General features: G+C 68.7%; 13 protein-coding genes and 1 pseudogene. 8 read left to right on the top strand and 6 right to left on the bottom strand.

What is annotated here, in order from left to right:
• The first annotated feature begins 108 nt into the window (after window positions 1-108).
• Window positions 109-1,236: a muconate/chloromuconate family cycloisomerase gene (locus tag LDQ05_RS05045; protein WP_226435799.1), complete on the top strand. Its 1,128-nt coding sequence runs from the start codon at window positions 109-111 to the stop codon at window positions 1,234-1,236.
• A 24-nt stretch (window positions 1,237-1,260) separates the two neighbouring features.
• Complete coding sequence (gene catC / locus LDQ05_RS05040) at window positions 1,261-1,542, top strand: muconolactone Delta-isomerase (RefSeq protein WP_226435798.1); 282 nt, start codon at window positions 1,261-1,263, stop codon at window positions 1,540-1,542.
• Here catC and LDQ05_RS05035 read toward each other — a convergent pair.
• Window positions 1,535-1,831, bottom strand: coding sequence for a hypothetical protein (locus LDQ05_RS05035; protein ID WP_226435797.1), 297 nt, complete (start codon window positions 1,829-1,831; stop codon window positions 1,535-1,537). The two genes, catC and LDQ05_RS05035, sit on opposite strands and share 8 nt — an antisense overlap.
• A 58-nt stretch (window positions 1,832-1,889) precedes the next feature.
• Here LDQ05_RS05035 and LDQ05_RS05030 point away from each other — a divergent pair.
• Window positions 1,890-2,180, top strand: a pseudogene (locus tag LDQ05_RS05030) (2-oxo acid dehydrogenase subunit E2); the annotation flags it as partial.
• A 21-nt stretch (window positions 2,181-2,201) separates the two neighbouring features.
• Here the strand turns inward: LDQ05_RS05030 and LDQ05_RS05025 are convergent.
• Both LDQ05_RS05025 and LDQ05_RS05020 read right to left on the bottom strand, forming a co-directional pair.
• Window positions 2,202-3,347, bottom strand: a complete 1,146-nt coding sequence (locus LDQ05_RS05025; RefSeq protein WP_226435796.1) for a sensor histidine kinase — start codon at window positions 3,345-3,347, stop codon at window positions 2,202-2,204.
• On the bottom strand, window positions 3,344-4,033 hold the full coding sequence (locus LDQ05_RS05020) for a winged helix-turn-helix domain-containing protein (RefSeq protein WP_226435851.1): 690 nt from the start codon (window positions 4,031-4,033) through the stop codon (window positions 3,344-3,346). The genes LDQ05_RS05025 and LDQ05_RS05020 overlap by 4 nt, the downstream gene beginning before the upstream one ends.
• Before the next feature lie 245 nt (window positions 4,034-4,278).
• On the opposite strand from LDQ05_RS05020, the gene LDQ05_RS05015 reads away from it, so the two are divergent.
• Window positions 4,279-4,890, top strand: a complete 612-nt coding sequence (locus LDQ05_RS05015) for a DUF305 domain-containing protein (protein WP_226435795.1) — start codon at window positions 4,279-4,281, stop codon at window positions 4,888-4,890.
• A 121-nt stretch (window positions 4,891-5,011) separates the two neighbouring features.
• Here LDQ05_RS05015 and LDQ05_RS05010 read toward each other — a convergent pair whose 3' ends face one another.
• Window positions 5,012-6,391 carry an FAD-binding oxidoreductase gene (locus LDQ05_RS05010; protein ID WP_226435794.1) on the bottom strand — a complete coding sequence of 460 codons (1,380 nt, stop codon included), beginning with the start codon at window positions 6,389-6,391 and terminating at the stop codon, window positions 5,012-5,014.
• A 246-nt stretch (window positions 6,392-6,637) separates the two neighbouring features.
• Here LDQ05_RS05010 and LDQ05_RS05005 point away from each other — a divergent pair, with 246 nt between their 5' ends.
• Together LDQ05_RS05005 and LDQ05_RS05000 are read left to right on the top strand one after the other, a co-directional pair.
• Window positions 6,638-7,774, top strand: a complete 1,137-nt coding sequence (locus tag LDQ05_RS05005) for an alkaline phosphatase family protein (RefSeq protein ID WP_226435793.1) — start codon at window positions 6,638-6,640, stop codon at window positions 7,772-7,774.
• Window positions 7,775-7,825: 51 nt separating this feature from the next.
• Window positions 7,826-8,803: an alpha/beta hydrolase gene (locus LDQ05_RS05000; protein ID WP_226435792.1), complete on the top strand. Its 978-nt coding sequence runs from the start codon at window positions 7,826-7,828 to the stop codon at window positions 8,801-8,803.
• Between the two features lies 1 nt (window position 8,804).
• Here LDQ05_RS05000 and ygiD read toward each other — a convergent pair whose 3' ends face one another.
• Both ygiD and LDQ05_RS04990 read right to left on the bottom strand, forming a co-directional pair.
• Entirely contained in the window at window positions 8,805-9,650 is an 846-nt protein-coding gene (ygiD, locus tag LDQ05_RS04995; RefSeq protein WP_226435850.1) for a 4,5-DOPA-extradiol-dioxygenase, read from the bottom strand.
• Window positions 9,651-9,675: 25 nt separating this feature from the next.
• Window positions 9,676-10,515 (bottom strand): alpha/beta hydrolase, encoded by an 840-nt coding sequence (locus LDQ05_RS04990; protein WP_226435791.1) that lies wholly within the window; start codon window positions 10,513-10,515, stop codon window positions 9,676-9,678.
• A 127-nt stretch (window positions 10,516-10,642) separates the two neighbouring features.
• Between LDQ05_RS04990 and LDQ05_RS04985 the strand changes: the two genes are divergently transcribed.
• Window positions 10,643-11,389: an oxygen-binding di-iron domain-containing protein gene (locus LDQ05_RS04985; RefSeq protein WP_226435790.1), complete on the top strand. Its 747-nt coding sequence runs from the start codon at window positions 10,643-10,645 to the stop codon at window positions 11,387-11,389.
• A 215-nt stretch (window positions 11,390-11,604) separates the two neighbouring features.
• Window positions 11,605-13,310: ABC-F family ATP-binding cassette domain-containing protein (locus tag LDQ05_RS04980; RefSeq protein ID WP_226435789.1), on the top strand; the 1,706-nt coding region annotated here is incomplete at its 3' end.

Genomic DNA, 13,310 nt, shown 5'->3' with positions numbered 1-13,310 from the left:
AGATCTGATGACGAATGCCGGTGTCCCCCAAGGGCACCGGCATTCGCCGTGAAGAAAGACCCCGTGTTCCGCCCGTCACACCCAGAACCGATTGTGAGCTGACCTCCGATGTCCGATCCCGACCTGTTGATCGTCTCCGTCGACACGACGATCGTCGACGTCCCGCTGATCCGGCCGCACAAGTTCGCGACCACCACATCGGAAGCGCAGCCCATCCTGTTCGTCGCCGTCACCACCGCCGGCGGGGTCACCGGATACGGCGAGGGCGTCGTCCCGGGCGGACCCTGGTGGGGTGGCGAATCCGTCGAGACGATGAAGCAGATCATCGACCGCTACATCGGCCCGTACATCATCGGCCGCGGTGTCGACGAGATCAGCGGCGTCATGCTCGACATCGAACGCATCGTCGCGAACGCGCGTTTCGCGAAGGCCGCCGTCGACGTAGCCATGCACGACGCGTGGGGTCGGGCGCTCGGCGTTCCCGTCGCGTCGCTGCTCGGCGGTGCCTTCCGCACCGGTGTCGACGTGCGCTGGGCGCTCGGCGCGGCACCCCTCGAGGAGATCGTCGAGGAGGTCACCCACAAGATGGAGCAACGCCTGAACTTCGCGTTCAAACTGAAGATGGGTGCGCTCGACCCGACCGTCGACACCGACCGTGTCGTCAAGGTCGTCGAGGCATTCGGCGGCGACGTCGGATTCAGCATCGACGTAAACGCCCGGTGGGATCGCTTCACCGCGTTGCGTCATGTGCCGGAACTCGTCGACGGTGGGGTGGAGCTCATCGAGCAACCCACCCCCGCCGACCAACTCGACGTGCTCGCCGAGATCAACCGACGCGTGTCGGCGCCGGTGATGGCCGACGAATCGGTGCAGACCCCGCACGACGCCTACCAGGTCGCCAAACTCGCCGCCGCCGACGTCATCGCGCTCAAGACCACCAAGTGTGGTGGGCTGCAACGCAGCAAGGAAGTCGTCGCGGTCGCGAAGGCAGCCGGCCTGCGCTGCCACGGTGCCACCTCCATCGAGGGCCCCATCGGCACCGCAGCCTCCGTCCACTTCGCGTGCGCCGAACCCGGAATCAACTACGGCACCGAACTGTTCGGGCCTCAGCTCTTCGCTGTCGAGCTTCTGCAGGCACCGCTCGACTACTCCGAGGGCCAGGTCCACCTGCCGCACGGACCGGGCCTCGGCGTGGACCTCGACATGGACGTCGTCAAGAAGTGCACCCGCGACTGACCCACCACGAGAAGGAGACCGACCATGGCGTTGTTCCATGTCCGCATGGACGTGCACATCCCCCGCGACCTCGACCCCCAGGTCCGGGACGAGACCATCGCGAAGGAGAAGGCCTACAGTCAGCAACTGCAGCGCAGTGGTAAGTGGCCCGAGATCTGGCGCATCGTCGGCCAGTACAGCAACATCTCGATCTTCGACGTCGACTCCGCCGACGAGCTACACGAGATCCTGTGGAACCTTCCGCTGTTCCCCTACATGGACATCGAGATCCTGCCGCTGACGAGGCACGGCTCCGACGTCAAGTAGCCGCATAACGTGCGTTCGCGCGGATCGAATTGCTTCGCTCCGCTGCAATTTCAGCCGCGCGAAGCAATCGGGTCCGCGGGAGACGGCGAGACAGCTGTGATAGGAAGAAGTTGATCGAGACCTGGGTGGGGTTGCCGATGCATTCCTCGGCTTCGCCTGCCATGACGGCACCGATCGCGGACGCCTCGCCGAACATCTTGTGGGCCCGGACGTCGTCCGGGTCGAGGGCGGTGATGGTCAGGACACCGTTGTCTATGACGCACGCTTCGAGTCCGGCGGCGATGCGCATCGCGTTCTTCGCGTGTGGTGGAAGGCGGGCGGAGCGCGCGGTGGGGCTGGTCCGGTTGGACAGTGCGGGCGGCACGTTCACCATCACCAACACCGGTAGTCGGGGCGCGCTCTTCGACACCCCGATCATCAACCAACCGCAATCGGCGATCCTCGGCATCGGGTCGGTCGTCGAACGTGTCGTGCCCGTCCGCGACGAACTCGGCTCGCTGAGGATCACCGCCCGCTCGATGGCGTACCTGTCGCTGTCGTACGATCACCGCATCGTCGACGGCGCAGACGCCGCACGGTATCTCACCGCCGTGCGACACCGGTTGGAGACGGAGGTCGATGCGGCGCAGCTGATGTGACCGTCACCGGTGGCTCGCGGGTCACAGCACGACCGCGGGCAACAGCACGGTGAAACACGCTCCGTGTCCGGGTCCGTCGCTGTACGCGCGGATCCGGCCGCGGTGGGCTTCGACGAGGGCGTGGGCGATGGTCAGACCGATGCCGCTGCCGCCGTGTCCGCGGTCGCGGGCGGTGTCGACGCGGTAGAACCGGTCGAAGATGTGGTCGAGGTGCTCCGGGGCGATACCGTCACCCGTGTCGGTGACACCGATCTCGACGTGATCGCTGTTCACGCGGCGACTCCGGACGGTGACGGTGCCACCCGCGGGGGTGTGGCGCAGCGCATTGTCGAGCAGGTTGCCCAGTACCTGACCGAACCGGTCGGGGTCGACCATCACGACCATCGAGTCCTCGACCGTCCCGCGCAGCGCGACGCCGTCGGCCTCGTACCGCTCCCGCATCGCGTCGACGGCCGTGGCGACCAGCGTGCCCGTGGCGACGGGAACGGGGCGGATGCGGGTGAGATGTTCCTCGGCGCGCGAGACGGCCGTGACGTCCCGGGCGAGACGGGAGAGCCGGTGGGTCGCCGCACGGAGCACCTGGCGTGTGTCCTCGTCGAAGGTGCGGATGCCGTCGTCGACGGCCTCGAGATAGGAGTCGAGAGTCGCTATCGGGGTGCGCATTTCATGCCCGAGATCGGCCAGCATCCGGCGTCGGGTGGATTCGGTGGCGTCGAGTCGGCGCGCGAGTTCGTTGACGGTGACGGTGAGCGCATCGAATTCGCGACCGAGCCCCGGACTGCGCAGACGCGCATCGTAGTGTCCCCCGGCGATCCGGGCGGTCGAGGCCGTGACCTCGGTGAGCGAGCGTTGCACCCGCCGGGTGAGATACCAGCTCACCGCCAGGGCGAGCAGCACCGCGATGCCGACCGCCAGGCCCCACGCGAGAACGATCGCCCACGTGAACGCTTCCTCGACGTGAGCGGCCTGACTGGACGTGTGGTCGATACCGGCCTGCGCGAGGTGGTCGTGGAAGATCCCGGGGGCGAGGGCCGACGCGACCACCCAGGCGCTGACGGCGCACCCGATCACCACCGCCGTCAACGCGACGAACAGGCGTGTGCCGAAACTGGATCCGGTGAAGATGCGGTGCCGCGCGCCACGTCGAGAAGGGAATCGGGGGTTCATGTTCCGGTGCCCATCCGGTACCCGACGCCGCGGACGGTGCGCACGTAGCGCCCGCGTCCGGCGTCGTCGCCGAGTTTGCGGCGCAGATGACCGATGTGCACGTCGACCAGGTGTTCGTCACCGATCCAGCGCTGTCCCCACACCGCCTCGATCAACTGGGCGCGGCCGACCACCACACCCGGATCGCGTGCCAGCGCGGCCAGGACGTCGAACTCGGTGCGGGTCAGCGCGATCGGTCTGCCGGCGACGGTCACCTCGCGACCGTCGACGTCGAGGCCCAGATCGCCGAACATGACGGTGCGGCTCGCGGCCGGCGACCGGCCGGGCCCGGGGAGGGTGCGGGGGCGACGCAGCATCGCCTGGATCCGCGCCATGAGTTCGCGTGGGCTGAACGGTTTGGTCAGGTAGTCGTCCGCGCCGACGGACAACCCGATCAGTGTGTCGATCTCTTCGGTGCGTGCGGTGAGCATCACGACGTATGCGTCGGAGAACGTCCGCAGCTGCCGACACACCTCCACTCCGTCCAGCCCCGGCAGCCCGAGATCCAGGACGACGACGTCGGGGTCCACCTCGCGGGCGCAGGCGACGGCGTCCGCCCCGTCTCCGGTGATCGTGACATCGAATCCGTCGCGCTCGAGATAGGAACCCACCAGAGCTGCGAGCGGCAGTTCGTCCTCGACCACCATCGCCCGCAGACCGGTCGGTGGACGCTGCGGGCTGGCGGGTTCGGCGTTCGGCGCGGCCGTGGGATCGGAAGAGACCATGGAATCCATCATCGCCTGCGTACTGCGCGGGTCGCCGCCGCGGAGATCTTCTTGAGCAGATCTTCATACGCCCTCCACACGAACCCGGGGGTGCGTGCCCGACGCTGGTCGGCACGGCACCCCCACACGGATGTCGGGGTGCAGACCGTTCGAGAAGGGATCATCGGATGAACATCAGGGCTCTCGCTGTCGGCGCGACCGCACTGGCGGTGATGTTCACCGCGACGGCCTGCGGCGACTCCGAGACCGACGCGACCGTCGCGACGTCGACGGTCACCTCGGAGGCCGACGTCACCACGGAGGCGGCCCACAACGACGCCGATGTGATGTTTGCGCAGATGATGCTCCCGCACCACGTCCAGGCGCTCGAGATGAGCGACCTCATCCTCGCCGACGACGGCGTTCCCGCGGAGGTGCGGGATCTCGCCGAGCAGATCAAGGCCGCGCAGGGCCCCGAGATCGCTCAGCTCGAGGACTGGCTCGGAAGGTGGGACGTACCCGTCGACACGTCCGCCGGGCACCACGACATGCCCGACTCCGCGGGCATGGCCGGCATGCTGAGCGACGACGAGTTGCAGGCACTTGCGGACGCGGAGGGGACCGAGGCGGCCCGGATGTTCCTCGAACAGATGATCGTCCACCACGAGGGCGCGGTCGTGATGGCGCAGACGCAGATCGACGAAGGGCGGTTCCCCGACGCGGTCGCGATGGCCCACGTCATCGTCGACACACAGCAGCAGGAGATCGACACGATGCACCGGATGCTGACGGAACTGTAGCGAGCCGCGCGGGTGCGCCCTCGCTTCCCGAGGACGCTTTCGCTTCCCGCGTCTGCAGTTGCGGACGCGGGAACAGGGAAGGTCCGCGGGAAGCCGTGGAGGGAGAATCGGCGCCGCGAGATCAGAGTGCGACGCCGCGGTTGAGGATCTCCCGCGGATCGAACACCTTCCGCACCGCGCGTTGCATCTCCGCGTTGACCTCGTCCAACTCCCGCGACAGCCAGCCCGCCTTGAGGCGGCCGACGCCGTGTTCGCCGGTGATGGTGCCGCCGAGTTCCAGGGCGGCAGCGGTGATCTTGTCGAACGCGGTGTGCGCCGCGGCCAACGAGTCGGCGTCGGACTGGTCGAAGATGATCGTCGGATGCAGGTTGCCGTCACCCGCGTGCCCGAACACACCGATGGTCAGGCCGACGTCGCCGGCGATCTCCTCGATGATCTCGATCAACTCCACGACCTTCGCGCGGGGGACGCACACGTCGTCGAGCAGCCAGTCGCCGAGACGTTCGAGCGCCGGCAGGGCGAGGCGACGGGCCTCCATGAGCATCGTCGATTCCTCGACGTCGTCGGCACGTCCCACCTCCGCGCCCGCAGCCGTGCAGAGCGCCTCGACCTTCGCGAGGATCGTGTCGGCGTCCTCGGAATCGGCCTGGACCAGCAGCATCGCTGCGGCGTCGCCGAGCCCCATCTTCGCGACCTCGTCGACGGCGCGCAGCGTCGTGTTGTCGAGGATCTCCACCGCCGAGCAGGACAGTCCGGCTTCGGCGATCGCCGCGACCGCGGTGCCGGCCGACGTGAGGTCGGCGAACGACGCGGCCAGAGTCAACGGCGGCGCGGGGGCCGGTACGAGTCGCACGGTGATCTCGGTGACCACACCGAGCGTTCCCTCGGAGCCGACGAACAGGCCCGTGAGATCGTATCCGGCAACACCTTTCACGGTTCGGGTGCCGGTGCGCATCACGCGACCGTCGGCGAGCACCACCTCGAGCGCTTCGACGAAATCGGATGTCACACCGTACTTGACGCAGCACATTCCGCCCGCGTTGGTCGCGACGTTGCCGCCGATCGAGCACATCGCCACCGAACCCGGGTCCGGGGGGTACAGCAGTCCCTGTGCGGCGACGGCTGCGCGCAATTCCCCGGTGATGACTCCGGGTTGCGTGACGGCGAGCCGTTCGACCGGGTCGATGTCGATGATTCTGCTCATTCGGTGCAGCGACAGCACCACGCCGCCGTCGGCGGCATTGGCGCCGCCGCTCAGGCCGCTGCCGGCGCCGCGTGTCGACACGGGGAGCGACGCGGCATGACATGCGCGCAGGCAGGCCGAGACCTCCTCTGTGGTCCGTGGCGCGAGCACGGCGACGGGGGTGCCGGCGTCGGTCAGGCGCGACTCGTCGCGGCGGTACCCGATGACGATGTCGGGATCGGTGATGACGATGTCATCGGGGAGTTCGGCTGTGACACGCAGGAATTCAGGTGTGGGTTCGACGGTGTTCGCCGTCATCGGTGTGCTCCTACCGGTGGGTCGGGTGTTCGTCGGGCACCGGGGGTGTCGGTGGCCGACCTTGCCGCCCCAGCCTAGAACTGCCCCTCCCCGGTGAGCGAGTGTACCGTTCGATCGAATCGATCGAGCCGACGATACGTTCGCTCGCCCCGCCGGAGGCGGAACCCCGGCCGGAGGCGGAACCCCGGCCGCGGGCGGAGGGGGAACCGGGGACGGAGGGGGTCGGGGAGAAGGCATACTCGGGGTATGAGTGTGCCGCTGCGCGACGTCTACGCCGAGCCGACCCTCGCCGATCTGTTGCCGTCGGTGCTGGCCTCCGCGGGGGTGGTGGGGGAGAACAACCGTCTCGGCCTCGCCGACTGCACGCGCACCGTCGTGTTGCTCGTCGACGGGATGGGATGGAATCTGCTGCAACGCAACAGTGCCGCGGCACCTTTCCTCACGCAGTCGCAGGGCCGCCCGATCCGCGCGGGGTTTCCCACCACCACGGCGGTCAGCATCGCGTCGTTGGGGACGGGGCTGCCGTCGGGTGCCCACGGCATCACCGGCTACCAGTCGTACGTCGAGGAGATCGAAGGGCCCGTCAACTGGCTGCGGTGGACGTTGGCGGGCACGGCGCTCGACCGGCGCGACGAGCTGGTTCCCGAGGAGGTGCAGCCCACCCCGACCGTGTTCGAACGCGGCGTCGACGCGGGCCTGGCGGTGACCACCGTGGTGCCGCGACAGTTCGACGGCAGCGGCCTGACCCGTGCTGTTCTGCGCGGCGGCCGGTTCGCGGGGGTGTCGGCGTACGGCGACCTGTTCGCGCAGGTCGTGGACGCGATCCACGCCGACGAGCGAAGCCTCGTGTACTGCTATCTCGGCGAGGTCGACACCCTCGGGCACGTGTACGGCCCGGAGTCGACGGCGTGGCTCGCGCAGCTCACGATCGTCGACCGGTTCGTCGAACAGCTCGCGGCGGCGTTGCCGTCCGATGCGCGGATGCTGGTCACGGCCGATCACGGCATGGTCGATGCGTCCCGCGGGCGCCGTATCGACTTCGATCACACCCCGGGGCTCGGGGAGGACGTCGCCGTCATCGCCGGTGAACCACGCTGCCGACACATCCACACCGACCACCCGGATCGGGTGCTGGAGCGGTGGCGCAACGAGCTCGGCGACGACGCGTGGGTGGGTACCCGCGACGACGTGCTCGCCGCCGGACTGTTCGGTCCGATGCCGCCGACGGCGCACGCGAGCCGAATCGGGGACGTCGTCGCGATCGGTCGGGGGGAGTCGACGGTGGTCCGCACCGACGGAGAATGGGTGATGGCGCGGCTCCCCGGTCAGCACGGTGCACTCACCGACGACGAACTGTTGGTTCCGTTACTGCAGGTGCGGTGAGGTGATCAGGATCCTGTGCCGCCGCACCGATTTGTCGCATAATGTGTGCACATGGCTTCCGGGTCTTCCACCACGTGGCACGAACGCACCAGCACGGTCGCGCTGATCCTCCTGTGGGTCGTGCGGATCCTGTTCAAACCCATCCTGAGCCTGTGGCCGAGCAACGACTTCGGCATCGCCGTGCTCGGTCGCCTGTCGTGGCTGGTCGACCTGATCACCCCCACGCCGCGCACCGTGCACGTGACGCCCACCGAACTCGGCGGCGTGCCGGGCGAACGGATCATCTCGCCGAAACCCGTCGACGACCCCCTCGACGACGCCACGATCCTGTACTTCCACGGCGGGGGATTCATCTTCTGCGGGCCACCCACCCACCGTCAGCTGTGCACCCAGCTGGCCCTCGACTCGGGTGCGCCCGTGTACTCGATGGACTACCAGCAGGTACCCGCCGTGCCCATCGCCGGGTCGGTGCAGGACGCGATGCGCGCCTACACCGCGCTGCTCGACGTCGCCGACGACCCCACCCGCATCATCGTCGCGGGTGATTCCGCGGGCGGATATCTGGCGGCGAAGGTCGCCGAACTGGCGGCGCGCCGCGGCATCCAGCGACCGGCCGCCGTCATCGGATACTCGCCGCTGCTCAACCTGGATCTCGACGAACACGACCCGGCGTACATGGCGAAGGACGCGTACCTGCCGATCAAGGCCCTCGACAAGCTGCGGCCCCGCTGGTTCGCCGGACAGGAGGCGATCGAGGGAGAGCCGAATCCGGTCGACGCCGATCCCGACCTGTTCCCCCCGACCTTCCTGTGCGCCGCCGAATACGAGCTGACCAGGCCGGACGTCGAGATCATGACGGATCGCCTCGCCGAGGCCGGCCGCCACGTGGAGACCCACCTGTGGCGTGGACAGATCCACGCCTGGCCGGTTCTGGCACGCACCCTGCCCGAGGCGATGGAACTGATCGGGCTGAGCACGAGGTTCGCGCGGCGGGCCGTCGTCGCAGCGGACGACGATCGGACCGCCTGAATCAGAGGTTCGTGTCGGGCAGGTCCGTCGACATCGGCAGGTCGGCGCTGTGCTCGTCGCAGGGACGCACGGGAGGACGCGGTGCGCCCGCGATGTGCGCGGTCATCGACAGCGACCCGTACTCCACCCCGTCGACGAGCACGTCCGGGTGTTCGCCGGATTCGGCGAGCAACCCCGCGACGTACAGCAGCGGCAGGAAATGATCCGGGGTCGGTACCGCCGCCTCGTAGTCCGGGTGTTCGCTCAGCGCGGCGATGTCGCCGGGGCGGTCGCGCAGGATGTCGGCTGCCGCGTCGTCGAACCGTCGCGCCCAGGCGAACCCCTCCCCGGGGCGGCGCGGATCCATCGCCCGCAGGTTGTGGACGACGTTGCCGCTCCCGATGATCAGCACACCCGATTCCCGCAGCGCGGCGAGCTTCGCGCCCAACTCGACGTGGTAGGCCGGCGGCTTGTACGCGTTCAGGCTCAGTTGCACGACGGGGATGTCCGCGGCGGGGAACATGTGGGTGAGCACCGACCACGTGCCGTGGTCGATGCCCCACGAATCGATGTCGCTGCCGACCCACGTGGGGTGGACCAGATCCGCGACCTCACAGGTGAGTTCGGGTGACCCCGCCGCCGGGTACTCGACGTCGAACAGTTCCTGCGGGAACCCGTAGAAATCGTGGATGGTGCGCGGCGCCGTCATCGCCGTCAATGCGGTCGCATTGATGAACCAGTGCGCCGAGATCGACAGGATTGCACGGGGTTTCGGTATGCACTGCCCGAACCCGGCCCACTCCCTCGTGTATCGGTTCGATGCGAGTGCGTTGAGTGGGCTGCCGTGCCCGATGAACGCGACGGGCATCCGTGCCGGCACGACGACCCCGACCTCACGACCCGACGCGGGGCCGCAACCACGCGACGAGATCGTCGAGGACCTGATCCTTCTCCGGTTCGTTGAACACCTCGTGGAACAACCCGTCGTACAGTTTCAACGTCACGTCGTCGGAGCCCGCCCGATCGGCGATGATGCGGGCCCCCGACGGGTCGGCGAGCGCGTCGTCGCTGCCGTGCAGGATCAACACCGGCAGCATCAGCCCGGGCAGCCGGTTCGGCACCGACTCCTCGTTGAGGACGAGTACCCGCGCGATGCCCGCCGGAACCAGACCGTGGTGCACGAGCGGGTCGTGGTCGTACGCCGCGACCACCGAGGGATCGCGGGAGACGGATTTGCTGTCGAGTTTCTGAACGGGTACGTCCGGAAGGTAGCGGCCGATCAGCTTCCCGAGTTCCACCACCACCTTCGGTGTGCCGCTGCTGACCACCACGGCCGTCCCCGACAGCACCAGCGCCGACAGACGATCCTGGTGGTCGAGGGCGTACGCGAGGGAGATCGCGCCACCCATCGAATGGCCGATCAGCACCGTCGGCAGATCCGGATTCTCCGATTGTGCGATGTCCATCAGCGTGTCGATGTCGTCGGTGAACTCCGAGAGTTCCCGCAGATGCACCCGTTTGCCGCCCGACCGGCCGTGGCCGCGGTGATCCGGTGTGTACACCACGAAACCCTCGCCGGTCAGTTTCTCGACCACGTGGTCGTAGCGGCGGGCATGCTCGCCGAAACCGTGGGCGAGCAGCACCACGGCCGTGGGATCGCCGTCGGGCGACCACCTGTCGTACACGATCCGGGTGCCGTGGGTGCCGGTGAACGATGAGTCGGTGTGCTGCATCGAGCGTCTCCTGCCGGGTGGGTCGACGGGTGTCTACGCATCCTTGCACGAGTATCCGTCCGGGTCTTGTGGACGGGCGCCGACCGGAGGAGCGTCGAGGAGGGGGTCATCGACGAGAGGATTCGCGATGGACACCGTGGTCACCGAGATCGCCCCGGACATCTACCGACTCTCCACCTTCGTCGACGAGGCGAATCTGACGATGAACCAGTTCCTCGTCGACGGCGACGAACCCCTGTTGTTCCACACCGGGTACCGCGCACTGTTCCCGTCCGTGTCGGACGCACTCGCGCGAGTCATCCCGCTGGATCGTCTGCGGTGGATCACGTTCGGTCACGTCGAGGCCGACGAATGCGGATCGATGAACTCGTGGCTGGAAGTGGCGCCGTCGGCCGAGGTCGCGCACGGTGCGATCGCGTGCTTCGTGCAGGTCGCCGACCTCGCCGACCGGCCACCGCGGCCCCTGCAGGACGGTGAGGTGCTGGAGACGGGCAGCAGGCGGCTGCGGCACATCGACACGCCCCACGTCCCGCACGCGTGGGATGCCTGCCTGATGTTCGAGGAGACCACGTCGACGTTGCTGTGCGGCGACCTGTTCACCGCGTTCGGGAAGATGCCCGCGACCACGAGCGACGACCTCGTGGGCCCGGCGCTGGCCGCCGAGGACCTCGGCCACCCGACCGGGCTGACACCCGTACTGGCCCCGACCATCCGGGCGCTCGCGGACCTGAAACCGCGCACGCTCGCACCGATGCACGCGTCGGCGTACGACGGTGACTGCGGCACCGCGCTGGACGATCTCGCCGACGCCTACGCCACACGTTTCGCGGCCGCGGTCGAGGAAGCGGCCGGCGGCCGCACACAATCCGATTGACGCCGTCGCCCGGACCGGTACCCTGGACGACGTGATCCAAGCGCTTCTCTTCCACTGACGACACCGATCCGCTTCCGTCGGCCACCGCCGACGGGGCGTCCCGACTCGTGTCCGACGGCCGACTCTGCGGCCGTACGCAAGAAGCGCACACCCATCCCGGAGAACACCCCTCGTAGAGGATCCACGGGATCCGTGTGCCTCCGTCCGGAGGAACCATGACCACCACCCTCACCGAACCTCGACGTGCCGGCGCCCAACTCGGCGTCACCGATGTCCACCTCGCCCGCGGCGGTCGCGCCGTCCTGCAGGGAGTCGACGTCACCGTCACACCCGGCGCGCGGCTCGGTGTCGTCGGCGAGAACGGCCGCGGCAAATCCACCCTGCTGCACGTGCTCGCCGGAACCCTCGCACCCGACAGCGGGCAGGTGCGTCGTCACGGCACCCTCGGCCTCGCCGAGCAGGAGATGACCGTCGCCGAAGGCCGCACCGTCGGCGATCTCGTCGACCTCGAACTCGCGCACGTGCGGGCCGCGCTCCGCGCATTCGACGACGCGCTCGAGGCGCTCACCGACGAGCATCCCGGTGCCGCCGACGCCTACGCGCACGCCCTCGACGTCGCCGAACGACTCGACGCGTGGGACGCCGACCGGCGCGTCGACACCGCGCTCGCCGCGCTCGGCGCCGAAACCGACCGGTCGCGTCCGCTCGCCGAGATGTCCGTCGGTCAACGCTACCGGGTGCGGCTCGCGTGTCTGCTGGGCGCCGAGCATGACTTCCTGCTCCTCGACGAGCCCACCAACCACCTCGATGCGGCCGGTCTCGACTACCTCACCGAACAGCTGCGGGCCACCCGCAGCGGGGTCGTGCTGGTCAGTCACGACCGCGCGCTGCTCGCTGACGTCGTCACGTCGATCCTCGACCTCGATCCCAGTCGCGACGGGCGACCGCGCCTCCACGGCGGCGGCTACACCGGATACCGGGAGGGACGCGCCGCCGAATACGGTCGCTGGGTCGACGAATACGACCGGCAACAGGCCGAACTCGCCCGCCTCGAATCCGATCTCGATGCCGCACGGGAACGCCTCGTCACCGGATGGCGGCCCGACAAGGGCACCGGGAAACACCAGCGGGCCACCCGCGCGCCCGCGCTGGTGCGGTCGGTGCGTCGTCGGCAGGAGGCTCTCGACGAGCATGCGGTCACCACACCACCACCGCCCCTGCGGTTCTCGATGCCCGCGCTCGGTGCGGTGCTCGACGACATCGAACCCGACGAACCACTCGTCCGTGCCGACGACGTGGCGGTCGCGGGACGGCTCGTCACCCGGGTGTCGTTGTCGTTGGGGGCGGGTGCCCGGCTCGCGGTGACCGGGCCGAACGGGGCCGGCAAGTCCACCTTCCTTGCCGTACTCGGTGGTCGCGCGACACCGACGTCCGGAACGCTGTACGTCGCACCGCCGGTGCGGGTCGGGTGGCTCGCGCAGGAGTCTCCGGCGCCGTCGTCGCGGCGGGTGCGGGAGGTGTACGACACGCACGTCGGGGAACTGGCCGCCTCCGGGACGGTGCCCGACGACGAATCGGTCGACCTCGACGAACTCGGACTGTTCACCGGATACGACCTCGAGCAGCGGGTGAGCGAACTGTCGATGGGGCAGCAGCGGCGACTGGACCTGGCGATGGTGCTGGCCGCACGCCCGCACGTGTTGCTGCTGGACGAGCCCACCAACCACCTGTCGATCACGCTGGTGGACGAGCTGACCGATGCGTTCGCCACCACCGACGCCGTGGTGGTGCTCGCCACCCACGACCGGCAGCTGCGACGCGATGTCGCGGAATGGCCGCACCTGCGAGGTAGCGTCGCCATCCGAGCCACATCTCGAGCGCGAACGACTCCAGGACCAGGGTCGGTGAGACGAGGGAGACG

The sequence above is a fragment of the Rhodococcus yananensis genome (assembly GCF_020515525.1).
GTDB classification, from domain to species: domain Bacteria; phylum Actinomycetota; class Actinomycetes; order Mycobacteriales; family Mycobacteriaceae; genus Rhodococcus; species Rhodococcus yananensis.
This window is presented reverse-complemented; position numbering and strand designations above follow the sequence as displayed.

Coding starts and splice junctions, on each gene's coding strand:
- LDQ05_RS05045 (WP_226435799.1), top strand. CDS start 109: ATGTCCGATCCCGACCTGTTGATCGTCTCCGTCGACACGACGATCGTC.
- catC (WP_226435798.1), top strand. CDS start 1,261: ATGGCGTTGTTCCATGTCCGCATGGACGTGCACATCCCCCGCGACCTC.
- LDQ05_RS05035 (WP_226435797.1), bottom strand. CDS start 1,831: ATGCGCATCGCCGCCGGACTCGAAGCGTGCGTCATAGACAACGGTGTC.
- LDQ05_RS05025 (WP_226435796.1), bottom strand. CDS start 3,347: ATGAACCCCCGATTCCCTTCTCGACGTGGCGCGCGGCACCGCATCTTC.
- LDQ05_RS05020 (WP_226435851.1), bottom strand. CDS start 4,033: ATGGTGGTCGAGGACGAACTGCCGCTCGCAGCTCTGGTGGGTTCCTAT.
- LDQ05_RS05015 (WP_226435795.1), top strand. CDS start 4,279: ATGAACATCAGGGCTCTCGCTGTCGGCGCGACCGCACTGGCGGTGATG.
- LDQ05_RS05010 (WP_226435794.1), bottom strand. CDS start 6,391: ATGACGGCGAACACCGTCGAACCCACACCTGAATTCCTGCGTGTCACA.
- LDQ05_RS05005 (WP_226435793.1), top strand. CDS start 6,638: ATGAGTGTGCCGCTGCGCGACGTCTACGCCGAGCCGACCCTCGCCGAT.
- LDQ05_RS05000 (WP_226435792.1), top strand. CDS start 7,826: ATGGCTTCCGGGTCTTCCACCACGTGGCACGAACGCACCAGCACGGTC.
- ygiD (WP_226435850.1), bottom strand. CDS start 9,650: ATGCCCGTCGCGTTCATCGGGCACGGCAGCCCACTCAACGCACTCGCA.
- LDQ05_RS04990 (WP_226435791.1), bottom strand. CDS start 10,515: ATGCAGCACACCGACTCATCGTTCACCGGCACCCACGGCACCCGGATC.
- LDQ05_RS04985 (WP_226435790.1), top strand. CDS start 10,643: ATGGACACCGTGGTCACCGAGATCGCCCCGGACATCTACCGACTCTCC.